The organism is Arthrobacter sp. AG367, from assembly GCF_007828995.1.
Classification (GTDB): Bacteria; Actinomycetota; Actinomycetes; order Actinomycetales; family Micrococcaceae; genus Arthrobacter.
In genome coordinates this window covers 334,909-358,214 of sequence record NZ_VIVE01000002.1, presented here as the reverse complement: position 1 = coordinate 358,214, position 23,306 = coordinate 334,909, and the positions used below count along the sequence as shown (strand labels likewise).

Genomic DNA, 23,306 nt, shown 5'->3' with positions numbered 1-23,306 from the left:
TGACCTGGAACAGCGGCACCTGGAAACAGCGGCCTCTGTAACGCAGTGGAATAAACGTACTGCAGGTCAGCCCCTGGCGCCCGGCGGCCTGATGATGCGCCGCTGGGCAGCGGCCGCGATGGCGGCGGTGCGGTTGTCCACGCCGAGCTTGCCGTAGATGTGCACCAGGTGGGTCTTCACCGTCGCCTCGGAAATGAAGACCTGCCTGGCGATGGCGCGGTTGGACAGGCCCGTGGCAAGCAGCTCCAACAGCTGCACCTCCCGGGGGGTCAGCGAAGTGCCGGGGTTGCTGATCCGGTCCATCAGCAGCGCAGCCGCCCGCGGCGCCAGGGCCGTCCCGCCAGCAGCCGCCTGCAAAACCGCCTGCCGGAGCTGGTCCGGCGGCGCGTCCTTCAGCATGTACCCGCTGGCTCCCGCCTCGACGGCCGCCAGGATGTCCGCGTCGGTGTCGTACGTGGTGAGGATGAGTACCGGCGGAGCGGCGTGAAGTTTGCGGATCTCGGCAGTGGCCGTGACACCGTCCATCCCCTCGCCCATTTGCAGGTCCATGAGGACCACATCCGGCGCCTCGCCCAGCGCCGTCAGCCGGGCCAGTTCCTTCAGCGCAGCGGCCCCGTCAGCGGCCTCGGCGGCGATGGAGATGCCCTCGATTCCGGTGAGCATGGCACGCAGCCCGGCACGGACCACGGGGTGGTCGTCCACCAGCAGGACGTGCACCTCACCCACGGGGACCACCGTCCAGCGGCAGCCGGATGGCCACCACGGCGCCCTCGCCGGGCGCGGACTCCAGTGCAAGCGTCCCGTTCAATCCGGTGACCCGCTCCCGCAGCGAGCGCAGCCCGAACCCGCTGCCGTCCGCTGCGTCCGCGGCACCGGCCGCAGCGGCGGGATCAAAGCCCGTGCCGTCGTCGTAAATGTCCATGGTCACCTCGGTGCCCAGGAAGGCAAGGGTGACGACGGCGTTCGCTGCCCGGGAGTGTTCGCGGACATTCGCGAGGCTCGCCTGCGCCGCCCTCAGCAGGGTCACGCGGACCGGCTGGGGCAGATCCTGCGGCTCACCGTCCACCTCCAGCCGGCACCGCAACGCCACCCCAGCGGCCGCGGCGCCCGCCTCCGTCTTGCCGCACAACCGGCGCAGGGCCTCCACCAAAGTGGTCCCCTCCAGCTGTGGCGAGGACAGGCCGCGGACGAAGCTGCGCGCCTCCGCCAGGTTTTCGGCGGCGGTCTGCTGCACCAGCGCCAGCCGTGAGGATGCGGTCGCGGCATCACCATCGGCAAGGGACTGCTCCGCCGCCCGTCCCAGGAGCACGATGCTGGACAGCCCCTGGGCCAGGGTGTCGTGGATTTCCCGGGCCAGCCGCTCCCGCTCCGCCAGCATCCCGGCGTCGTGCTGGGACCTGGCCAGCTCCTCCCGCGTCCGGCGCAGTTCGTCGGCCGCACGCCGCTGGTTTTCGGCCTCGCGGTACAGGGCCGCGTACGCCAGCCCGGTGATTACCGAGAAGACCGCACCCAGCACAGGTCCCACCACGGCCGCGGCATGCGGCACCGGGGCGCCGCTGGCAGCCCACTGGGAAGCAACCACCGCCACCGTCATCAGCGCGATGGTCGGCAGCGCAGCCCGCCGGGGCAGCAGGTGCAGGTGCAGGAAGAAGATGGGGAACGCCAGCCACGCAAAGTCCGCACTCCCGGCAAGCAGCAACGCCCACAAGCCCGTGACCAGGGCCAGCCAGAGCAGGCCGTAACGGCGGGGGTTGAAGCCGATCCGGGCTTCCGCGTGGCGCTTTTCGAGGACCGTTCCGGCCAGGTACACAGCAGCGAGGACAACGGCGGCGCCCGCCCACAGCCAGCGCAGGGAACCACCGGACATCAGCATCCGGACCAGGGCCACGGCCAGCAGCACCGCGAACCCCGTGTGCAGGGTGACCCGCAGGACCCGAAGGATTGCCGCCGACGATGCGTTTTCCAGCGCATTCAGCGGCCCCGTCGCGGGGATGCCGCCGGCCTTCTCCGGGGGTTGCGGCAGGGGCGTGGCAGGCATTTCCCCAGCTTATGCCGGGACCGCCTGCAGGGGATCAACCGAACGGTTGACTCCCGGCTCAACCCTTCCATACCGGAGGATCAACCGTCCCCGCGATGCCGCCGGGGGCAGCCCCCGGGAGAGTGGAAGGACACAAGAATCCACCCCTGCTGAGAGAAGAAACAACGTGTTCCTGGCAATCCGCGACATCCGCTTCGCCAAAGGCCGGTTCGCCATGATGGGCGGCGTCGTAGCCCTGATCACCCTCCTGCTGGTCATGCTGTCAGGCCTGACGGCGGGCCTGGCCGAGCAGTCGACGTCGGCCATCGACAAGCTGGGCGCGGCCGGCACCAGGCCGGTGGATACCATCGTCTTCGGCGCTCCCGGTTCCGCCACCCCCAAGGCGTCCTACACGGAAAGCTCCGTGACGGCCGCCCAGGTGGAGCGCTGGAAGAACCAGCCCGGCGTCAGGTCCGCAGAGCCGCTGGGCATTACCCAGACCCGGGCCCAGACCGTCAAGGGGTCGGGCACGGCAAACGTGGCGGTTTTCGGCGTTTCCCCGGGAAGCCCGCTGGCACCCGTTGAGGTGTCCGCCGGCACCGCGGTGCTGGGCACCTCGGTTGCGGAGGCTCTGTCGGCCGGCCAAGGCGACAAAGTCTCCCTGGGCGGCGCGGAGCTTTCCGTCGCCGCGGTGGTGCCGGATCAGTGGTACGCACATACCAGCGTGGTGTGGACGGCCCTGCCGGCGTGGGCCAGGGCAGCGCACGTGTCCGACGGCGGACAGCTGGCGACCGTCGTCGCCGTCACCTACGCCCCGGGGGCCACGGTGGACGGCGCCGCCGTCGACGCAGCCGCGCATACGGTCAGCGCCTCACGCACCGGGTCCTTCCAGGCGCTGGGCTCCTTCAAGAGCGAGAACGGGTCCCTGACCCTGATGCAGGCGTTCCTGTACGGGATCTCGTCACTGGTGATCGTGGCATTCCTGACCGTATGGACCATCCAGCGGACCCGGGACATTGCCGTGCTGAAAGCCATGGGCGCGCCCGGTGCCTACATCCTCCGGGACGCCCTGACCCAGGCCGCGATCGTCCTCACCGCCGGTGCCGCCGTAGGTGGAGCCGTGGGCGTCGCGGCCGGTTCCCTTGCCGCCCAGGCTGCCCCGTTCCTGCTGAACGCGGGCACCACGGTGCTTCCCGTCGGCGGGATTGTTGCCCTGGGCCTGGCCGGCGCCGCACTGGCGGTCCGCCGGGTGACCAAGGTCGACGCGCTCCTGGCGCTCGGCGGCAACTAATCCACCCTTACGAAAGGAACGCCATCATGCCCTCCCCCACCCCCGCTCCCCTGAGCCTGGTCAACGTCACCCTCGAATATCCGGACGGCGGCGGAACCACCACCGCCCTGGACCGGGTCAGCCTCACGGCCCCGGCCGGCCAGCTGGTTGCGCTCGTGGGCCCTTCGGGCTCCGGCAAATCAAGCCTCCTGGCCGTCGCCGCCACCCTGGTCCGCCCCTCCCACGGGCAGGTCATGATTGACGGCACCGATACCGGTGGCCTCAGGGACAAGGAGCTCACCGCGCTGCGCCGGCACAAGGTGGGCATCATCTTCCAGCAGCCCAACCTGCTGCCCTCGCTCACCGCCGTCGAACAGCTCATCATCAGCGACCACCTGCGCGGAAAGCCTGCCAAGGCGGCTCGGACGAAGGCCGCGGAACTGCTGGACGTCGTTGGCCTCTCCGCAAGTGCGCGGAAACTGCCGCACCAGCTCTCCGGCGGCCAGCGCCAGCGGGTGAACATCGCCCGGGCACTCATGGGCAGCCCCAAAGTGCTGCTGGTGGACGAGCCAACCGCCGCTCTGGACCATGAACGCAGCGCCTCGATCATCGGGCTCCTCCGCCAGGTGACCACCGGTTTCGGGGTGGCCACCGTGATGGTCACCCATGACACCGAGTTCGTGCCGCTGACGGACGTGGTGGCCACCATGCGGGACGGCAGGCTGACGGCGCCGGTGCTGACGGGGGCGTAGGGGCCCCTGTCCTCACCCCAGGTGGTGCACCGTAAACGCCGTCAGGAACCCCACGGCCGCGGTGAGTCCGGTCAGGTTGTGGTGCTCCTCGAAGGCCTCGGGAATCATCGTGTCCGCCAGCATGGCCAGGATGCCGCCGGCGGCAACGGAGGTGATGAATGCGACCAGCTCATCCGGGGCGTCCTCCAGCGCCACATATCCCAGCAGCGCTGCCACTCCGCTCAGGAGCGCAATGCCGCCCCAGAGCCCGAACACGTACCCCCTGCTCCGGCCCGCCTTCTTCATGCCGGCGGTGCCGGACAGGCCCTCCGGCACGTTGGAGATGAAGACGGCTGCCAGCATGGCAGGACTCACCGCTCCGCCGGCCAGCAGGCCGACGCCCAGGACCACCGATTCCGGGACGCCGTCCAGCAGTGCACCGACGGCGATGGCGGTGCCGCTGCCCGGATTGTCCTTTTCGGAGGGCTGCTGGTCCCCGGACCGCTTGCGGTGCTTGGCGCCGGCCCTGGCCAGGAGCACGTTGGCGCCCACGTACACCACTGCCCCCGCCAGGAAGCCCGCCACCGTGGGCCAAAGGCCACCGCCCTTGACCGCCTCGTCCACCAGTTCAAAGGCAAGGGCCGAGATCAGCACACCTGCGCCGAAAGCCATGACCGTCGAGACGATTTTGGAGGGGATGGACCACCGCCAGGACACGGCAGCTCCCAGGACCAGGGCAGCACCGGCACCGGTGCCCCATACAAGTGACATCAACCAGGTAGGCATACCTCTTCCGTCCCCAGCGCGGCGGCAATGAAACAAGGGGCAGCAGTGCACCCGGTCACCCTCCACGCGCAGAATTGATGGGATCTTGAGGCAAACCTTGCCATCCCTAGACATTGCAGGTCCACGCTTTAGCCATAGGACCAAACCAGCTTGTGGGGAGCAGGAAGTCATGGGAAGCAGAACAGCGTTGGACAACGAGGTCACAACCGTGGGAGGCGTGCTGACGGACAAGCAGCCGCTGGATTTCCACACGTTGGGACTGGCCGGGTGCATTGACCGGCTTACCGCCCCCCTGAGGCAGCGCGGGACCTCGGTCCACTGGGATACTCCGCACTGGGGCGTCGAGATCCCGGCGGACTGCGCGTCCCTCCTGTACCAGTCGGCCCGGGAGGCGCTCAGCAACGCGTTCAAATTCTCGTCCGCGTCCACGCTCAGCATCCAGCTGGCGGCTGTTGACCACGGCATCCGCTTGGTAGTGGCCGACGACGGCACGGGCTTCGACAGCATCCTCGCCAAGAGCGGGCGGCACCACGGCTACGGCCTGCGGCTCATGGCGGTCGCCGTGCAGGAAGCGGGCGGCGCTGTGGAGATCAGTTCCAGCCCCGGCCAGGGCACCAGTGTGACGGTGACGCTGCCGCTGGACTGACCCGCCGGCTCGCAATGCCGGCATAAAGACTCGGATGCCCGCCGTTGCTGGGACGGCGGGCATCCGTACGCCTTATGAAAACCCGCCAGGGAATCAGCGGGAAAGCTTGGCGGCGTCCGGTTCCAGGTCGCCGATGTGACCGGGCGCGTTGGCGGCCAGGACCCGTGCCACGAAGGCCGCATACTCTTCCATGTAGTGGCTGAGGAACTTGGCGGTGGACCCGTCCTTGACCTCGCCGTCGTCGCCGAAAACCTTGGGATCGTACTTGACGTAGGCCTCCGGCGCATTCAGCTGCGGTGCGTCCAGGAAGCTCAGGACGGCCCGCATGGAGGACTGCATCACGGCCGTCCCGATGCTGCCAGGTGAGGCGCCGATGATGCCGGTGGGCTTGCGGGCAAAGGAGTTGGTGCCCCAGGGCCGGGATCCCCAGTCGATGGCGTTCTTGAGGGCTCCCGGGATGGAGCGGTTGTATTCCGGGGACACGAAGAGGATCCCGTCCGCGGCCTCGATGGCTTCCTTGAGGGCCCGGCCCTCCGGCGGGAAGTCGGCGTCGTAGTCGTAGCTGTACAGCGGGAGGTCCTTGATTGGGATCTCCGTGAATTCCAGTTCCCCGGGCGCGAGTTTGATCAGGGCCTTGGCCAGAACCCGGTTGATGGAGCCGCTGGCCAGGCTGCCCACGAAATATCCAATCTTGTAAGTTGCCATGAGTGGTCCTTTCCAACAGCCGGGCCGCGCCGGCTGGGTCGGTTTGGGTTGGAAATGGCGCCGTCCCAGCAGCCTGGAGGAGCGAAGAAACGGCGGTTGGTGCTCACTGCTTCACCAGTCCAGCACACAAGCCCTGCTGCGGCCAGAGTGCGTGGGAGGTCCTTGACACGTCATGGAGCGAAGCGCTGAATGAGGGGTACCGCGAACCAGCGCCACGAGGAGCAGCCATGACTGAAGATCGCTCACGGAACGACGACGACGACCGGGTCCACGCTGAATCGCCCGCCGAAGGCGATCCGGACGCAGACCCTGCCGACATCCGCGTCCACTCCCAGGACCCCGCCGAGGGAGCAGACGACGACGGGGACCCCGCCAGGAAATAGCCGCCCGGACGCCAGCCCCGGCCCAGCAGCCAACCGTCCCGCCTGGCAAAATCCCCTTGCACGCACGCCACCTGTCTACTACGTTGTAGGTCATCGAGAAAGCGCTTTCCCACTATCGGGACTTCCGCGCGCAGCAATCACCAGTGGAATTGGATGACATGACGGACAACACCCTCATCAGGTGGATCGACGGGCAGGCACCCGCAGAAATCAGCGGCGGAACCACGTGGGGGATGCCGTTCCCGCGCGGCACCGCGCAAGGTGTGGAGGCGTTGTCAGTTGCGGACGGCAGCGGCACGCCGGTCCCCAGCCAGGCCTGGCCCCTGGCCACCTGGCCGGACGGGTCCCTGAAGTGGGCGGGCATTGCGCTGCCGGCAACGGACACCCCCTCGGACACCTATCAGGTGAGGGCCGACGGCGGCACGGCCGCCGAACCCAGCCAGCCGTCGTCGGCCGGCGCGTCCGTCACGGTCACCGAAAGTGCGGACACCCTCACCGTGGACACCGGCGTCCTGCAGATGGTGATCAACCGCGGCGGTTCCACCCTGTTCAGCACCCTTTCCCGGAACGGGCGGGAAGTTGCCCGGGACGCCCGGCTGGTCAGCCTGCTGCAGGACAGCGTCCCCGAGGGCGCGGGAACGGTTGGCCGGAACGCCTTCACCGGCGGGGTCACCGCCGTCGTCCTGGAACAAAGCGGCCCCGTGCGGGCGGTGGTGCGGCTGGAAGGCAACCACCGTCCGGACACTCCAGAAAGCGGAAAGCGGGACTGGCTGCCGTTTGTGGTCCGCTTCTACTTCCATGCCAACGCCCGCAGCGTGCGGATGGTGCACTCTTTCATTTGGGACGGAGACGCGGACCAGGACTTCCTGGCAGGACTGGGCGTGCGGTTCACGGTGCCACTGGCGGCGGAGCTGCACAACCGGCACATCCGCATCGCCGGAGCCGACGGCGGGTTCCTCGCCGAGGCAGTCCGCGGCCTCACCGGACTCCGCCGCGACCCGGGCGAGGACGTACGGGAGGCGCAGATTAACGGCCGCCCCACTCCCCCGCCGGATACCTGGAATCCTGAAGTCTCGACCCGCCTCCACCTGGTTCCCACGTGGGGCGACTACACCCTGAGCCAGCTCAGCGCCGACGGATTCGAGCTGCGCAAGCGCACCGCCGCCGGCCACGGCTGGGTGGGAATCACCGGCGGCACCCGCGCCGGCGGCTTCTGCTCCCTGAGCGATACCCGCGGCGGACTCGGGGTGTGCATCAAGGACTTCTGGCAGTCCCACCCGGGCCAGCTGGACATCCGCGGCGCCGCCACCGGCGAGGCCTCGCTCACGGCGTGGCTGTTCTCCCCCGAGGCCCAGCCCATGGACCTGCGTTTCTACCACGACGGCCTGGGCCAGGAAACGTTCGAGGAACAGCTCGACGGCCTGGAAATCACGTATGAGGACTATGAGCCGGGCTTCGGCAACCCCACGGGAATTGCCCGCACCCACGAGTTGACCCTGTTCGCCTACGATGCCACCGCGCCCACCGAAAGCCTCGCGGCCGACGCCGCCTCCGCTGCCACCCCGGCCCTGCTGCAGGCCACACCGGAGTATCTGCACTCGGCGGGCGTCTTTGGCGACTGGGATCCGGTGGACCGGAGCACTCCCGCGCGGGCCGTGCTTGAAGACCGGTTGGACTTCCTGTTCGATTTCTACGCCGGCCAGGTGGAACAGCGGCGCTGGTACGGCTTCTGGAACTACGGCGACGTGATGCACACCTACGACTTTGACCGGCACGTGTGGCGGTACGACGTGGGCGGCTACGCCTGGGACAATTCGGAACTGTCCCCCGACCTGTGGCTCTGGTATTCCAGCCTGCGCTCCGGCCGGGCGGACATCTTCCGCTTTGCCGAGGCCATGACCCGGCACACGGGAGAAGTGGACGTTTACCACCTGGGTCCCTGGAAGGGGCTCGGCTCACGGCACAACGTCCAGCACTGGGGCTGCAGCGCCAAGCAGCTGCGGATCAGCACGCCGGCCTACCGGCGTTTCTACTACTACCTGACGGCGGACGAGCGCACCGGGGACCTGCTGACCGAACTGGTGGACAGCGACCAGAACTTCCTGGGTCTTGACCCCGTGCGCAAGGTCCGCCCGGATGCCGACACCTACCGCCCCAACCGCGGCGCACTTGGCGTTGGGCTGGGGACGGACTGGGGTTCCCTCGCCGCAACCTGGCTGACGGACTGGGAACGCACCGGCAACCCGCGTTCCCGCGACCGGCTGCTGGGAACCATGGCGGACATCGGTTCGCTCAAGTACGGTTTCCTCACCGGTGAAGCGCTGTATGACCTGGACAAGGGCCGGTTCGACACCGGCCGCGAGCAGATCCAGGTCTCACACCTCAGCGCGGTGTTCGGCCTGGTGGAAATCTGCAGCGAGCTGGTGGACCTGGTGCCGGACCCGGAGTTCGAGCGGTCCTGGCTGCAGTACTGCCGGCTCTTTCTGGCATCGAAGGAGGAACAGGTGGAAGCCGTGGGCCGGCCGCTCGACGGCATCCATCTCACCCAGGCCCACAGCAGGCTGACGGCCTACGCGGCGGCCAGGTTGCAGGACCCCGAACTGGCAGCCCGGGCATGGGAAAGCTTTGCCGAAGGCGGGGAGCACCTGAACCACGAATCGGCCTTCACCCTGCGGAAAATCGAGCCGCCCCACGTGCTGGCGCCCGTGGACGAGGCGCCGACGGTGTCCACCAATGACACCGCCCAGTTCGGGCTGGCAGTCATCCAGAACCTGGCGCTCGTGGGCCGGTACCTGGACTGACACTCCTGCGTGGCACAAAACCGCGACGGCGGCACCTGGCCGGGTGCCGCCGTCGTCCGTTTTCCCCCATGACCAAGTTGGACTCTGGAAACATCCACGATCAAAAGGTATGTTAGTAAGCATGCTGATGATTCTTCCCGAGTCATTGGTTTCCGGTAGCAAAGCGAAGGAGACGTTATGAGCACGAAGGTGGAAAAACGCATTCTGGTGAACGTACCGGTGAGCACCGCTTATAACCAGTGGACCCAGTTCGAGGAATTCCCGCACTTCATGGGCGGCGTCAAGAGCGTGACCCAGCTCAGTGACGACCGGCTGGAATGGGTGGCCGAGATCGGCGGCGTCCGCAGGCAATGGGAAGCCAAGATTTTGGAGCAGGTCCCGGACCGCAAAGTTGCGTGGGCCGCGACCGAAGGTGCCACGAACGCCGGCGCTGTGGAGTTCGAGGACGTGGGAGGCGGCCAGACCTCCATCCGGCTGAGCCTCGAATACGAGCCCGAAGGCCTGATCGAGAAGGTGGGCGACAAGCTCAACGTCGTGGACCGGCAGGCGGAATCGGACCTGCAGAAGTTCAAGGAATTTATTGAGGACGAAGGCTACGCCAGCGGCGCCTGGCGCGGATCCGTCAATGCCGGCTCAGCTGTGGGCACGCCCGGTGTTGAACATGCAGGGGGCTCCCGCGGCGATTCCGGCAAGGCCGGCGTCTCCGGCAAGGTTGCGGCCGGCGTCGGCATCGCAGCGGCTGCGGGCGCAGCAGCGGCCATGGCTGCCAGCGGCAACAAGGAAGACACCGAAACGCGTGACGTGACGGTTACGCAGACCACTCCCGCGGTCCCGGCAGAACCGGTTGTACCCGCAGAGCCCCTCACCACCGGCGCCACCACCGGCAGCGCCTACCCGGGCACGGGGACAACTGATACCACAACCCCAGGCACGACGTCGGGGGCCGGCTCCACCGGCTCGGTCGCCGACCTGGGCGATGACAGGATCGGCCACGCTTTTGACCAGACCAACGGCCTCGTGGACACCACCGGCGAGTCCGATGACACGGTTGCCGGCGAAAACCTGAGCGCCGGCGAACGGCGCGAGGACGACAGCAACGCCGACGGCGGCCTTCCGCCTGTGGGCGGCAACCTCGGCGGCCACTGACCCGTCCCAACCCAAGAACCAGCGCCGCCCGCCTTTCCCCCAAAGGCGGGCGGCGCTTTGCCGTCACTGCTTAGTTTGCGGCCCCCGGGATGACGGCGCCGTCCTGGATGACGAACTCAAGATGGTCAGCCATGTCGGCAAGCACAGCAATGTCCTGTACCGGATCAGCCGTCAGGACGAGCATGTCGGCGTCCGCTCCGGGCGCGGTAATTCCAATTTCACCGGGCCTTCCCAGCAACTCGGCGGCCGTGGTGGTCGCGGCACGGATAGCGTCGATGGCCGGCTGGACCTTTCCCAGCAGCCTGAACTGTTCGTTCTGGTGACGATGCATGCCGCCCAGCAGGTCTGAACCGTAGACCAGCTTCACGCCTGCTTCGTGGGCCTGGGCAATGGCTTCAAGTCCACTGTTTAGGACAGAATCCACTTTGGCCCACATCTCCTCCGTCAGCCCGGACTCCCGTCCTTCTTCCTTCAGGGCCCAATATGTCACAAGGGTGGGCACCAGGAAGGCGTCCTTTTCCAGGAAGAGACGAAGGCTCTCGTCATCAAGAAGGTTGCCGTGCTCGATCGACCTGACTCCTGCCTCCAGGGCCCGGTTGATGGCGCGGGCAGTGTAGGCGTGCGCGGCGACGTACCGGTTGGCCGCCTCCGCTTCCTCCACGGCGGCCCGCATTTCATCGCGCGAGTACTGGGTGGAGTCGATGCGATCGGTGGGGGACGATACCCCTCCTGAGGCCATGATTTTGATGTGGTGGGCTCCCTTGCGGAGCTCGTCACGGGCCGCGGCGCGCACGGCGTCCACACCATCGGCAACCCGGCCGATCCCGCAGCAGCCTTTGCGGTTGGGCTCATGGTCCTCGCCGGGAAGGCGCATATCGCCGTGGCCACCCGTCTGGCTGAGGGCCCGCCCGCAGAAGTGAAGCTTGGGACCCTCAAGAAGCCCTTCGGCCTGCGCCTTCGCCAGGCCGAAATCTGCACCTGAAAGGTCACGGACGGTGGTGAAGCCCCGCCGCAGCATACCCTGCATGATTCGGGCGGTCTGCGCATACACATAGGAGGGCGGAGTCCAGGTCAGCGAACGGAAGTCCGCGCTCGAGGCCACGACGTGCACGTGGGCGTCAATGAGGCCCGGGATGACATATTTGCCCGTTCCGTCGATGATCTGCGCTTCTTCCGGAGCATCCGCACCCTTCTCTACACTCCTGATTTTTCCGTCTGCTGTGACTACGTCGGCGACCGAGAAGGTGCCGACGTGAACGTCCAGGACACTGGCGTTCCTAATGACAAGTGGTTGGGTGGATTGAGTCACGGGCGGACTGCTTCCTTTCCGGTAAAGACGGTTTGGTCTGAATTGATAAAGGCCGACGCGATCTCTTCGGTCGCAGCGGACACAACTGCTGATGCGGTGCTGAGGCTCCGATCGGTGTACTTTCCCTCGGCATCAAGCAGTGCCAACACACCCACCACCGCACCGCCGGAGACCACGGGAATATTGATGACCGCACCGCATCCGAGGGACTGAATCAGGGCAACATCAGTAAACACTTCGGCCAGCGACTCCAGATCGGGTGCCAGGAATGGCCGCTGCTTAGCTATGACGGTTTCCAGCCAGCCTGCAGAGATTTCCACTGACTTTTCAGCACCCAGCGGGTACTCCTCTGGATGGCTGGTGAACACACGCCGCAATACGGAGTCTGCCTGCAGCCAACGGAGTGCGGTGAACAGGATGACCCCAGGATCCTGGCGCAATTCTCCGTAAACGGCCTGGAGTGCTGCGTCGACTTTCGATCCGTTCATTTGCCGCCTCCCACTGCGGCCGGGCGCTCCGGTTCAGTGCGGGCGTTGATATCTTCCAAGGACTTGCCCGCTGTCGACGTTCCAAAGATGACCACACCCAGAACGCCAACTGCCAGGACCACCGTGGTCATGGTGAAGACACCGCCGAAGCCCAGGGTTGCGGCGAACACACCGATGATGGACGGGGCCAGGATGCTTCCCACCCTGCCAACGGCACTTGCCAGCCCTACGCCGGTAGCCCGCATCCACGTGGGGAAAAGTTCCGGCGTGTATGCGTAAACGCCGGCGTAGGTGCCGTTGAGGAAGAAGGAAAGCGTTGCTGCCGCCACCAGGATCATCCCGGCATCGCTGGATTGGCTGAGCCAGAACGCGCTGAGGGCCGAGCCCGCCAGGTACAGGGCGATGGTGTTCTTGCGGTCGATGCGGTCGCAGAGCCAGGCGGCGGAGAAGTAGCCGGGGATTTGGGCCAGGTAAATGATGATGGAGTATTCGAAGCTCTTGGTGACCGTGATTCCGCGCCCCACAAGAAGGGTGGGGATCCAGGAGAAGAATCCGTAGTAGGAGAAGGTGATGACGAACCAAATCAGCCAGATCACGGCGGTCCTGCGACGGAGGGCCGGCGACCACATGACCTTCAGGGCGTTCCAAATGCTGATTTTTTGCCCATGCTTGGCAATATCCTCGACGCCTTCCTCCGCTGCCGGCAACTCCTTGCCTGTTGCGCGGAGGACCTTCTGCTCGAAGCCTTCAACCACGCGTTGGGCCTCCGCCGCACGGCCTTGACTCATGAGGAAGCGGGGTGATTCAGGCAGGCTGCGGCGCCACCAGAGGAGCAGCAGGATGGGAACTGCCGTGATGACCTGCGCCCACCGCCATCCGTCGTCGCCCACGGGGACGACGAACCGTCCGATGAATGCGGCGGCAACGAAGCCGAAGGAGAAGAACCCGGCCAGCGTCCCGATGAACCAGCCACGCCGCTTGGGCGGGATGAACTCTGAGAGGAACGGGGCGATGATGACGCTTTCCGCTCCAGCGCCGAGCCCTGCAAGGACACGTGCCACAAGGAAGACTTCAAAATTGGGCGCCATGGCAGCAACCACGGACATGGCGCAGTAGAAGGCAAGGGCCCACAGCATGACCTTCTTGCGCCCGAACCGGTCCCCCATCCAGCCGGAAAGAATAGCGCCAAAGAAGAAGCCCAGCGGCGCAGCGGAGCCAACCAGGCCCAGGGACGCCGTGCTGAGGCCCCAGAGTTCCTGGATGCGGGGCAGCAGGAAGGCCACGACCGCGCCGTCCATGCCGTCAAAGGAGTATCCAAGCCCTCCGATAAGGAGAAGCTTGTAGTGTGGACGACTGAGTGGGAGCCGGTCCAGGCGAGCTGTTAGAGACATGGGAATCCTGCCGAAGTGGGCCAAGTTGTACAGTTTTTGGTATTTGCACAGATCCGTGCATGTAGATTGAAGTTACGTGGATCACTTGCGGAGGTCAATAGGTGAAACAAGAAGTTAACAGCGCCACCTTGACCGAATGGCTCGACGGCCAGGCCCAGGGACGCAAGCTTGCAGCCCGGCAGCTGCAGGTACTGGGTGTCCTTCGATCCCAGCCCCGGCTGGCCTCCTACGGTTCAGTCAGCGACATAGCGGCCGCGGCATCGTCGAACGCGTCGACCGTGACCCGCACCGCCCAAACGCTTGGTTTCAAGGGGTGGGCTGAGTTTCAATTCGAGCTCCGCTCCCGGTTCCTCGCATCGCTGAGCGCAGTCGAAATCGCCGCCGAACACAACGGCCACGTCAGCAGCCCGGCGCAGGCCTCGCTGACCACCGATCGGTCCAACCTGGCGCACCTGGAGCGGACCGTGGATCCGGGCGTGGTCCATGCGGTTGCCGAGGCCATCGCAGGTGCGCGGCAAACCCTCATTATTGCTGCCGGCAGTTATGCCATTCCGGGTAAGGCGCTGGAACACAACGCCATCATTGCCGGGTACGACGTCAGGCTGTTCGACGCCGACGTGGCGGCACTGACCAATGCTGTGGCTCGCCTGACGCCGGACGATCTGGTCATTGCCATCAGCCTTTGGCGCGTCTATGACAGCACCGTCCGGGCCGTGGACATCGCACACAGTCTCGGCACCAGGATCGTTACCATCACGGACACCGCCAGCTCACCGGTTGCGGAACATGCAACGGACCGGATTGTGGTGCCTGCTGAAAGTGCGGGCTTCTTCCCCTCCCTGACGGGCGCAGTGGCGGCGGTGCAGGCTGTGGCTGTTGAGCTCGCTTCCTTGGATCGCGATCGTTCGACGCGGAGTATCGCGGCTTCGGAACGCACCTGGGACCAGATGCGGATCATGCACCCGCGGCCCAGTTCATAAGCTGCCCAATGATAGGACCGGCAGAGGTAGCCGTTCAGGTGGGTGGCCGGTGTATCGGTACTGATGTGCGCGCGGCTTGATCGGAACAACTCACGGTGAAGTTCAGCGGTTCACGTCTTCTCTTTTCAGCGGGTCCTTAGCCTCTTTCGACCCGCCCTTCACACCCATAGCATCAGCGCATTAGAACAGCCGGATGCTTGGCAGCTTTTTGGAGGTGGAGGGGAAAGCAATGAGCGCTGACCGGAAACTCTCCCCGTGGAAAGGTCTTGCGCTTGTCGCGGCACAGGCCCTTCTCCTCGGAGGGTGCGCGCAAGGCGGTGCGCCTCCGTCACCAACAGCGTCGCCCTCATCCGAACCAATGCAGTCCCCCTTGTCCGGACCAACGCGGTCAGCTTCAGCCAAGTCGGGCAGTCCGGCCTGTGACCTGATCACACCCGAGATCGCCGTAAAGATCGATCTTGGTTTGGCCCAAATGGGCCCAGGGGGCAAACCGGCGGGGAGCCAGGGGTATGTGTGCAGTTACATGAGCAAGGCGGAGAAGGTCCTTGCGCTCACCGTTTCACTGACCTCACCCGCGTCGGCGGCGGAGATCGCCGAAACGAAAAAGACACCGGACTGCTCGGTCATTGAGGGCATCGGTGATTTCGCATGCATGCAGTGGTCGGGCTGGTTCCGCGGCGAGTCCGGCGGGGCGTCGGCAAACACGGTGCTCAAGGCTGTCCGCGGCAACGAGTCGCTCGACCTGCGGATCGTGGCCATGCCGCCAATGTCACCGGACACCCCGGGACCGGACGGCGACGCCGCGGCGCGCGCACTTGCCCAGGCCCTTGTCGAGGGCGGGTGGGGCAACGGGGCTGAACTCCGTGTACCGCCCGCCCCGCCCGTCGGTCCCCAGACTGAGACGAACAATCCCGTATGTGCCTTGGTAAGCCTAGACGCGCTCAAGCAGGCTTTTGGCACCACAACGCAGGCGCAGGTTCTCCCGGGTGAGGGCAACTGTCGGTACCAATTTGGTGCTCTGGGTACGCCCGGGCCGGACTCGCTCAAATTCGCCATCGAGCTCCATCAAGGCGGTGCGTCCGCGCTCTCGGGGCCTATGCCGCCTGATGGCCAAAGCATCGAAGGCGTTGGAGACAAAGCAATCCTGGTAATCCGATCAGACCCGGGCGGACCCAAGGCTCTCCGGCCGCCAAGTGATGTACCGGTTACCTACATGTCACTGATGGTGGCCCGCGGCCAGAACATGGCCATATTCGTCGCAGAGATCCTGATCTCACCAGCTGGACGCACCGAAGAGCAGGTTAAGGAACAGTTCGTCACCTTGGTCAAGGGGATCGACTTCTGAGACAGCCCCTGCCCGCCCCAACAAGCTCTGGGACGGAAACCAACAGGAGGAGGACCCCGATGCATCCAGAAGCCAGCAGCAAAGTGCTGGAGCCTCACGGCGGAAGGGCCGAAGACACGGCCATGGTCCGCAAGTCCTATGCCTTGATCACCCAACCACCGGCGTCTGGATCGACTCCGCCGATCCTCGGTCCGACCGAGCCAGGTGAATGCAACGTCTTCCACAGGTCGTGGCAGCACGAGGCGCAATTGGATCCCTCCATGGGCTTCGCGCTGGCCGAGATCTTCAACGCCGGCAATCGAGGCATGGGCATGGTTCTCTTTGATGTGCGGAGCGCGCCTCGGGAGACGCTCGCCAAAGCGGACTTTGACTACAGCCCGGAGCTGATGGCTCGCTGCGCCATGTTTGACCAGACACTTTCCTCAGCCAATGGACCCCAGAGGTTCACCATTCAACTTCTCCCTGGTCCGGACATTGGTGAGAAGGCGCACCTGACCAAGGAATCCTTCGACGGCAACGCTGTTGGGGTCGGGCTCCCGCGTCCTTGCCGGAACGGTGTCTCTGGACATGGGTGCCAACACAGGTGCGGCGATAACTGAGGAAGAGGCGCTGACCCTGATGTCGCAGATAGCGCAGGAGTTTGTCGACGAGATGAAGAATCCTCACCAGCGTGAAGCATTCCGGCGGCTTTTGGTGCCCCGCCGTGGCCGCCTTGCCGCGAGCCGGGAACAACTGCGCCCACCGCCGCCAGACGGGCAGACGCTTAAGCACGCTCCGCGTTCCAGCGCACTGCGTCGGAACGGGGGCCCGTCGTGGTCCCACAGCACCCCTCCGCACCTGTGGCAGCGCCAAATCTTTGGGCTCTGGCCTCCCGATCGACGACATGAAAAAGGCGCGCCCCGAGTAGCTGAGCGCGCCCTTCCCGATCCTCCATATAGCCCTTAATCAGGCTGCGTCTGCATGATGACTTCGCCGGAGTCCGGCGGCTTACCTGGCCTTGCCTGCGTAGAAGACAGCCGGTGAGGCCGGCGTCTGCATGCCCTCACCGATGAAGAAGCTGGGGTGCGGAGGCTGGTTGTAGCCGACCGTCTCGCGGGCCACGCCGGTCCGGTACATGGGGTCGTGCATCAGGGTGCGGAGCCGGACCTCGGTGGGCGAGGTGGTGGTGTAGATCCGCAGCTCGGTGCTGTCGGCGGAGGGGAACACCAGTTCCTCGCGCCAGTCACCCAGCAAGTCGGCCTGCAGTGACGGGTTGCCCTTGGTGCCGTTGTTGGTCCTAGCGCCGGTGGCTGTCAGGAGCCGGTCGCTGGTTTCGGTTTCCCAGTTCCACTTGGAGATGGTGGGTACGCCCACGCCTGCCTCGGCATTGAAGTCGTGGTCAACGATTTCCCGCAGCAGGTCGCCGTCCCACCAGGCCATGAAGTTGGCCGCCGGGATCTTGTCCGAAACCCGCTCGCCCTTGGCCGACATCAGGAACCCCGCCGGTGAGTTCCAGGCAGCGTCACCGCCCACGGCCCAGCTTTCCGAGCCTGGGAACCGGGGGTCGATGTCGCCGGTGGCGCCTCGGCCGGTGTCCTTGACAGCGGGAATGCTCCAGAGCACTTCACCGGTGGCGGAGTCGCGGAAGGTGGCACCGCGATTGCCGCTCGCGGACATGCTCTCGTGTACGGCGAACGTCTCAAAGCCCGGCCGCGAGGGGTCAAGGTCGCCGGTGTGGATGGCGTCGCCGTGGCCCAGCTTGGTGTTGTACAGCGGCGTGCCGTCGTCGTCGACCGTCATGGAGCCGAAGACGAACTCATCCTTGCCATCCTGGTCCACGTCCGCCACAGACAGGTTGTGATTGCCCTGGCCCTTGTATTCGGCCCCGGCCACGTCGGAATCGAACTTCCACCGCTTGACCAGTTTGCCGTTGACCAGGTCGTAGGTGACCAGGACCGTGCGGGTGTAGTAGCCGCGGCTGAACATCATGGACGGGTGCTCACCATCGAGGTACGCCACTCCGGCAAGGAAACGGTCCACGCGGTTGCCTTAACCATCACCCCAGGCGGCTACGCTCCCGCGCGGCGGATCATAGGGAACCGTATCCATAATTCTGCCGCTGGCACCGTTGAACACAGTGAGGAATTCCGGCCCTGACAGGACGTAGCCGGCGCTGTTGCGGTAGTCAGCCGCAGCATCGCCAATGACGGTCCCTGCCGCATCGGTGGTGCCGTCCGCAGTTTTGAAGGCCACTTCGCCTGTGCCGTCGCCGTCGAAGTCGTAGGCCAGCATCTGGGTGTAATGGGCGCCGGCACGGATGTTGCGGCCAAGGTCGATTCGCCAAAGCTTGGTGCCGTCCATCTTGTAGGCGTCCACGTACACATTGCCGGTGTAGCCGGACTTGGAGTTGTCCTGGGCGTTGGACGGGTTCCAGAGCTGGATGATTTCGTAGCCGCCATCGCCGTCCAGATCCGCCACACTCGAATCGTTGGCCGTATAGGTGTACGGCTTGCCGTCCTTGCTGACGCCGTCGGCGGGCTTGTCCAGTTTGATGGGCAGGTAGTTCTGCGCCAGCGGACTGAATTCGGCACTGAGCTTGTCCTGCCCGTTGCCGTTCCCGACCGTCTTGATGACGTACTTCGAGGCCGCCGTTCCCGCAGGATCCACATAGGTGGTGGTGCTGCGGATGGGCTCGTCGGTGATCTGGACGCCGTCACGGATGACGTGGAAGCCCACGCTGTCCTTGTCCAGGCCGAGCATCCGCCAACCCAGGGTGACGCCCCGGTCCGTGAGCACAGCCACGGGGGCACGGTCCAGGGTTTCCACCTGGCGTGTGGGCCCGGACGGTGCCGGGGCGGCGGGGCTGGCCTGGGCGGCCGGCCAGGCCTGGCCGGGATCAGCAGCAGCAAGCGGGACGCCAGTGAAAGCCAGTGCTGCGGCGAGCGTTGCCGCCGCTGCGGCCGGCGCGGCCTTCCATGCCCTGCCCGCTGGGGATTGCGGGGAACACATTGAGGGTTGTGCCAAAAGAACATCTCCTTTGATGCGGCGGCAGCTGAGTCTGCCGCACGTCAGTTTGGAACGTTTCATTCACGCCAAGGATCTCCCTCCCGAGTGATGTGGAGGAGGGATGGAAGCTGCGGGGAAACGCTTTCTGCCCTTTAGGTTTATCAGCGCATGACAAATATGGTCAATAGTGTGACGTAAGTAATTGGGAGATTTTGTTTCATTGCGTTTGTTTCCCATCTCGTTGGATTCACTGCTTCCCCGTCGCCGCCTGCAGCAGCGGCAGGGTGCGGGTGGGCATGACTTCCACCAGGGACATGGCCGTGCTGGTGCGGACGACGCCGTCAATCGCCAGCATCGCGTTGGTGATCCTGTGCAGGTCGGCGGGGTCCCTTGCGGCCACCTTGGCGAGCAGGTCCGCGTCCCCGGTGGTGGCATGCATCTCGATGATTTCCGGAATGGTCTGCAGCGCCGCCACGGCAATGTCGCTGGCGGACTGGCTGATGGAGATCGAGATGAAGGCAATCAGCGGCAGGCCCAGCGCTTCCGTTCGCACCCGCTGGCTGAAGGGCGCCAGGCTGCCGTCGTTGACAAGCCGGCGGAGCCGGGCGTGCACCGTATTGCGGGCAACGCCCAGCGTCCTGGAGAGGGACAGGACCGTGGCCTGCGGATCCCGGTCAAGTGTGAGGAGGATCTCAGCGTCAAGGGCATCAATGCGGTGCATACTGAGCATTTTGCCACCCCTGCAGTCCCTGAGCACCGGATCTGTCCTCCTGCACACAGTTGTGTTGCGCAAACGTCCTGCGCTCCGGGAGCATGCTCTCCATGACCAGCACCCTTCCCGAAACCCAGGCACCCGAGGTCCGTACCGCCGTCGCCCAACTTCCCGCCTACGTGGCCGGCAAGAGCGCGCAGTCTGACCTGACCGCCGCCCTGGCCTCGAATGAAAGCCACTTTGCTCCCCTGCCGTCCGTCATTGAGGCAATGTCGGCCGAGGCGGGCAGGATCCACCGTTACCCAAGCATGGGTGCGGTGGAGGCGCGGGACGCCATTGCCCGGCAGTTCGGCGTCAGCGCCGGGGAAGTCGCCGCCGGACCGGGGAGCTCCGGCGTCCTGCAGCAGATCATTTCCGCAGTCTGCGGCCACGGCGACGAGGTGGTGTACGCGTGGCGCTCCTTCGAGGCCTACCCCATCCTGGTGGCAGTGGCGGGCGCCGTTTCGGTCCCCGTGCCGCTGCTGGCCACCGAGCAGCACGATCTCCACTCCATGGCCGCGGCGATCACGGACCGCACTCGCCTGGTCATCCTGTGCTCGCCCAACAACCCCACGAGTGTGTCCATCAGCCCCGCGGACCTTGAGGAGTTCCTCCGCTCTGTTCCGCCGCGGGTGCTGGTGGTACTGGACGAGGCCTACGTCGAATTCCAGCGCGGACCAGGCGTCGACTCGCTCGATTTCTACCGCCGCCACCCCAACCTGTGCATTCTGCGCACCTTCTCCAAGGCATACGGGCTGGCGGGCCTGCGGATCGGGTACGCCATTGCCCGGCCGGAAATTGCTGAGGGCCTCCGCCGGACGGCCGTCCCCTTCGGCGTGAACAGGATGGCGCAGGCGGCCGCGGTTGCTTCGCTGGCCGTCGGGGACGAAATTCTTGAGCGGACCGAGGCGGTGGCCCGGGAACGCACCCGGGTCATCGGTGCGCTACGGGACTATGGCTGGGATGTGCCGGACAGCCAGGCCAACTTCTACTGGCTGCGTGCCGACGATGATTTGCGTGTGCAGCTCCTGGACGCGTTGGCCGACGCCGACATCCTGGTGCGCGGCTACGCCGTGGACGGGGTCCGCATCACGCTGGCGGACCGGGCCACCAACGACAGGGTCCTTGCTGTCCTGGCCAACCGCGGGCGGTTCCTGCGTGAGGCGGCCGCGGCCCAGTGAGCACCACAACAGAAACACCGGCTGCCGCAACCCCTTCCCCAGCCCGGCACATGGAAGGGCCGACGGCGGCACCTTCAGCGCCGCCGTCGGCCGTCCGTCATTCCGTGGTTGAGGACGTCCTGGGCATCCTGACCGGCACCTTCGCGGCGTCGCTGGGGCTGTTCCTGCTCAAGTCGAGCGGGGCCGTGACGGGCGGCACCGCCGGCCTCGCACTGCTGCTCAGCTATTCGGTCGCACTGCCGTTTGGCGTCATCTTCTTCGCAGTGAACCTGCCGTTCTTCGCCCTGGCAGTGTGGAAGAAGGGCTGGAACTTCGCCCTCCGCACCGGCGCCGCGATCTCCCTGGTGTCCGTGATGGCCAGCCTGCACCCGGCGGCCCTGGGGTCCCTGCACATTGACCCCGTGTATGGCGTGCTGGGCGGAAACCTGCTCGCCGGCGTCGGCCTCCTGATCCTGTTCCGGCACCAGTCCAGCCTGGGCGGCTTCAACATCCTGGCCCTGCTGCTGCAGGAAAAGCTGAAATGGCGCGCGGGGTACGTGCAGATGGTGCTGGACGTGGCCATCGTCCTGGCGGCCCTGGCACTCGTTCCGCCCCTGATGGTGCTGCTGTCCGCGGCCGGCGCCACCCTCCTGAACCTGGTCCTCGCCCTGAACCACCGGCCGGGCCGGTACCTGGGAAAGTAGGCGGCTTACCGGCTTTTTATTCCCTGCAGGCCGCTGAAATATCTGCGCGGGGACCTGCGTTGCCGCCCATATGACAACAATCGGAATCATCGGTGCAGGACATATTGGCAGCCAGGTTGCACGGAAGGCCGTGGAGCTGGGCTACGACGTAGTCATCAGCAACTCCCGTGGGCCCGAAACCCTCCAGATGCTGGTTTCGGAACTTGGCCCCAGGGCGCGGGCCGCCACGCCGGCTGAAGCAGCAGCGGCCGGCGACTTCGCCGTGGTCACGGTGCCGCTGAAGAACTACAAGGACATCCCGGTGGAGCCGCTGGCCGGCAAGATTGTGATCGATACCAACAACTACTACTGGGAGCGGGACGGCAGGATCCCCGCCCTGGACAACGGCGAAGCCACCACCTCCGGTCTGCTGCAGGAGCACCTCCCGCAGTCAAAGGTGGCCAAGGGCTTCAACCACATCATGGCAAAGGACATCACCACGGACGGAACTCCGGACGGCACGGAAAACCGGCGCGCCCTGGCCACCGCCAGCGACTACCAGGAAGCCGCGGACCTGGTGACCCGGCTGTACGACGAATTCGGTTTCGACACGGTTAACGTGGGGCCGCTGTCCGAGAGCTGGCGCGTGGAGCGGGACCGTCCTGCCTACGTGAAGAGGCAGAACGCCGTTGAGCTGAAGGACAACCTGGAAAAGGCTACTCGGACTCTCTGATTCGTCCCGTCCGACAACTGGCTGGCAGTGCCTACTGCCAGCCAGTTCTGTGTTTAACGGTTCCAGGCCGGCACCAGCACCACTTCGAACGGGCTGGGCGGCTGGTTGAACTGGGCGTTCACCGCGGCGAGCGTATTCCCGAACAAGGCGACCGTTGTAGGCACATTGAAGTCGCTGCTCTTGATCGTGTCCCGTACCTCGCCGGAAGCCAGGTCGCCGGAGAGGTCGATGCGCGCTATCTGGTTCAGCTGGTTCTGGACGGCCCAAAGGTTGTCGCCGCGCACCAGGATGCCGTCAACATAAGGAACCTTGACGCCCTTGATCGCAGCGCTCTCCCCGGTCCTGGGGTCCACCGTGTAGAGGGCTCCGTTGAGGGAGTGGGCCACGATGAGCATTTTGCCGTCCCGCACGGCCGCAATGCCGTTGAGGTTGAACCCCTGTTTGACGTCCGCCGCCGGGCCACTGAGCTTGAGGGTCTTCACATTGCCCAGTTCCCCGTCCCCGCCGACCGGCAGGAAGTAGAGCTCCGCGGCGGCTGAGTTGGTGAACCAGGCCCCGTCACTGGTGAGGGTGACGTCGTTGATGAATCCCTGGGCCAGGCGGATATCGGCAACCGGCTTGCCCGTGTCGGTGTTGTAGACGAATGCCTTGCCGGTGTTGGCGCCCGCCACAAACAGCAGGTGGTGGCAGGTATCGGCCTTCATCCCGGCGGCGGCGCGGCCTGCCGGTGCATCGATGAAGCGGGTTGCCGTGCCCTTGCGGATGTCGCCGCGGAAAATATCGCCCGTGGTGAGTTCCCCTGCATAGAAAGTCCTGCCCTCCCCTGCCGCGATGCCTTCGGCGGAGGTGGCGCCGTCGAGCACTATCTCCCCGGACGGTGGAGCAGCCGACGCCGGAAGGGCAGTGGGAAGAAGCAATGAAAAAGAGGCCACGAGCCCTGCGGCGGCACCGTGGCGTACTGGATGGCGCATGCTGGTTCCTTAGTCTGGGTCGATG

The 23,306-nt window shown here is 65.8% G+C and carries 21 protein-coding genes and 1 pseudogene; 12 read left to right on the top strand and 10 right to left on the bottom strand.

From position 1 onward, the window contains the following. Positions 1 to 66: 66 nt before the first annotated feature. Positions 67 to 726: a response regulator transcription factor gene (locus FB478_RS08710; RefSeq protein WP_018770688.1), complete on the bottom strand. Its 660-nt coding sequence runs from the start codon at positions 724 to 726 to the stop codon at positions 67 to 69. Continuing rightward, positions 719 to 2,038, bottom strand: a complete 1,320-nt coding sequence (locus tag FB478_RS08705) for a sensor histidine kinase (RefSeq protein ID WP_186447766.1) — start codon at positions 2,036 to 2,038, stop codon at positions 719 to 721. The genes FB478_RS08710 and FB478_RS08705 overlap by 8 nt, the downstream gene beginning before the upstream one ends. A 166-nt stretch (positions 2,039 to 2,204) precedes the next feature. On the opposite strand from FB478_RS08705, the gene FB478_RS08700 reads away from it, so the two are divergent. Both FB478_RS08700 and FB478_RS08695 read left to right on the top strand, forming a co-directional pair. Continuing rightward, entirely contained in the window at positions 2,205 to 3,308 is a 1,104-nt protein-coding gene (locus FB478_RS08700; RefSeq protein ID WP_144600198.1) for an FtsX-like permease family protein, read from the top strand. Positions 3,309 to 3,334: 26 nt separating this feature from the next. After that, positions 3,335 to 4,039, top strand: a complete 705-nt coding sequence (locus FB478_RS08695; protein ID WP_018770691.1) for an ABC transporter ATP-binding protein — start codon at positions 3,335 to 3,337, stop codon at positions 4,037 to 4,039. 12 nt (positions 4,040 to 4,051) lie between these two features. On the opposite strand, the gene FB478_RS08690 is transcribed toward FB478_RS08695, so the two are convergent. Next, positions 4,052 to 4,804 (bottom strand): ZIP family metal transporter, encoded by a 753-nt coding sequence (locus FB478_RS08690; RefSeq protein ID WP_056391631.1) that lies wholly within the window; start codon positions 4,802 to 4,804, stop codon positions 4,052 to 4,054. Between the two features lie 169 nt (positions 4,805 to 4,973). Here FB478_RS08690 and FB478_RS08685 point away from each other — a divergent pair, with 169 nt between their 5' ends. Beyond that, positions 4,974 to 5,450 carry a sensor histidine kinase gene (locus FB478_RS08685; protein ID WP_018770693.1) on the top strand — a complete coding sequence of 159 codons (477 nt, stop codon included), beginning with the start codon at positions 4,974 to 4,976 and terminating at the stop codon, positions 5,448 to 5,450. 93 nt (positions 5,451 to 5,543) lie between these two features. Here the strand turns inward: FB478_RS08685 and FB478_RS08680 are convergent, their stop codons facing one another. Further along, entirely contained in the window at positions 5,544 to 6,155 is a 612-nt protein-coding gene (locus FB478_RS08680) for an NADPH-dependent FMN reductase (protein WP_018770694.1), read from the bottom strand. Between the two features lie 227 nt (positions 6,156 to 6,382). Between FB478_RS08680 and FB478_RS21105 the strand changes: the two genes are divergently transcribed. The 3 genes from FB478_RS21105 (at position 6,383) to FB478_RS08670 (ending at position 10,485) form a co-directional block, all read left to right on the top strand. Then, a complete protein-coding gene (locus tag FB478_RS21105; RefSeq protein WP_018770695.1) occupies positions 6,383 to 6,538 on the top strand; it encodes a hypothetical protein in 156 nt (51 codons plus the stop codon). A 158-nt stretch (positions 6,539 to 6,696) separates the two neighbouring features. Beyond that, positions 6,697 to 9,339: a Tat pathway signal sequence domain protein gene (locus FB478_RS08675; protein ID WP_144600197.1), complete on the top strand. Its 2,643-nt coding sequence runs from the start codon at positions 6,697 to 6,699 to the stop codon at positions 9,337 to 9,339. Positions 9,340 to 9,516: 177 nt separating this feature from the next. Next, positions 9,517 to 10,485: an SRPBCC family protein gene (locus FB478_RS08670; protein ID WP_018770697.1), complete on the top strand. Its 969-nt coding sequence runs from the start codon at positions 9,517 to 9,519 to the stop codon at positions 10,483 to 10,485. A 70-nt stretch (positions 10,486 to 10,555) separates the two neighbouring features. On the opposite strand, the gene FB478_RS08665 is transcribed toward FB478_RS08670, so the two are convergent. From FB478_RS08665 to FB478_RS08655, 3 genes are read right to left on the bottom strand one after another with little or no spacing between them, the layout of a single operon-like run. After that, positions 10,556 to 11,794, bottom strand: a complete 1,239-nt coding sequence (locus FB478_RS08665) for an amidohydrolase family protein (RefSeq protein WP_144600196.1) — start codon at positions 11,792 to 11,794, stop codon at positions 10,556 to 10,558. Beyond that, positions 11,791 to 12,282, bottom strand: coding sequence for a GAF domain-containing protein (locus FB478_RS08660; RefSeq protein ID WP_134165511.1), 492 nt, complete (start codon positions 12,280 to 12,282; stop codon positions 11,791 to 11,793). The genes FB478_RS08665 and FB478_RS08660 overlap by 4 nt, the downstream gene beginning before the upstream one ends. Then, positions 12,279 to 13,673 carry an MFS transporter gene (locus FB478_RS08655; protein WP_026265988.1) on the bottom strand — a complete coding sequence of 465 codons (1,395 nt, stop codon included), beginning with the start codon at positions 13,671 to 13,673 and terminating at the stop codon, positions 12,279 to 12,281. The genes FB478_RS08660 and FB478_RS08655 overlap by 4 nt, the downstream gene beginning before the upstream one ends. A 101-nt stretch (positions 13,674 to 13,774) precedes the next feature. Here FB478_RS08655 and FB478_RS08650 point away from each other — a divergent pair, with 101 nt between their 5' ends. From FB478_RS08650 to FB478_RS08640, 3 genes are all read left to right on the top strand, one after another. Beyond that, entirely contained in the window at positions 13,775 to 14,653 is an 879-nt protein-coding gene (locus FB478_RS08650) for a MurR/RpiR family transcriptional regulator (RefSeq protein ID WP_026265989.1), read from the top strand. 523 nt (positions 14,654 to 15,176) lie between these two features. Then, on the top strand, positions 15,177 to 15,998 hold the full coding sequence (locus tag FB478_RS08645) for a hypothetical protein (RefSeq protein ID WP_261377368.1): 822 nt from the start codon (positions 15,177 to 15,179) through the stop codon (positions 15,996 to 15,998). Positions 15,999 to 16,057: 59 nt separating this feature from the next. Next, positions 16,058 to 16,597 carry a hypothetical protein gene (locus FB478_RS08640; protein ID WP_144600195.1) on the top strand — a complete coding sequence of 180 codons (540 nt, stop codon included), beginning with the start codon at positions 16,058 to 16,060 and terminating at the stop codon, positions 16,595 to 16,597. Between the two features lie 388 nt (positions 16,598 to 16,985). On the opposite strand, the pseudogene FB478_RS08635 reads toward FB478_RS08640, so the two are convergent. Both FB478_RS08635 and FB478_RS08630 read right to left on the bottom strand, forming a co-directional pair. Next, positions 16,986 to 18,986 (bottom strand): annotated as a pseudogene (locus tag FB478_RS08635) (rhamnogalacturonan lyase). Positions 18,987 to 19,230: 244 nt separating this feature from the next. Beyond that, on the bottom strand, positions 19,231 to 19,704 hold the full coding sequence (locus FB478_RS08630; protein ID WP_018770706.1) for an Lrp/AsnC family transcriptional regulator: 474 nt from the start codon (positions 19,702 to 19,704) through the stop codon (positions 19,231 to 19,233). 92 nt (positions 19,705 to 19,796) lie between these two features. Here FB478_RS08630 and FB478_RS08625 point away from each other — a divergent pair, with 92 nt between their 5' ends. The 3 genes from FB478_RS08625 to FB478_RS08615 all read left to right on the top strand — a co-directional run bounded on the left by FB478_RS08625 (position 19,797) and on the right by FB478_RS08615 (position 22,310). Then, positions 19,797 to 20,915 (top strand): histidinol-phosphate transaminase, encoded by a 1,119-nt coding sequence (locus FB478_RS08625; RefSeq protein ID WP_144600194.1) that lies wholly within the window; start codon positions 19,797 to 19,799, stop codon positions 20,913 to 20,915. Between the two features lie 50 nt (positions 20,916 to 20,965). Then, a complete protein-coding gene (locus FB478_RS08620; protein ID WP_018770708.1) occupies positions 20,966 to 21,598 on the top strand; it encodes a YitT family protein in 633 nt (210 codons plus the stop codon). Positions 21,599 to 21,668: 70 nt separating this feature from the next. After that, positions 21,669 to 22,310, top strand: coding sequence for an NADPH-dependent F420 reductase (locus FB478_RS08615; protein ID WP_144600193.1), 642 nt, complete (start codon positions 21,669 to 21,671; stop codon positions 22,308 to 22,310). A 53-nt stretch (positions 22,311 to 22,363) separates the two neighbouring features. Here the strand turns inward: FB478_RS08615 and FB478_RS08610 are convergent, their stop codons facing one another. Further along, complete coding sequence (locus tag FB478_RS08610) at positions 22,364 to 23,281, bottom strand: SMP-30/gluconolactonase/LRE family protein (RefSeq protein WP_144600192.1); 918 nt, start codon at positions 23,279 to 23,281, stop codon at positions 22,364 to 22,366. Positions 23,282 to 23,306 lie beyond the last annotated feature (25 nt).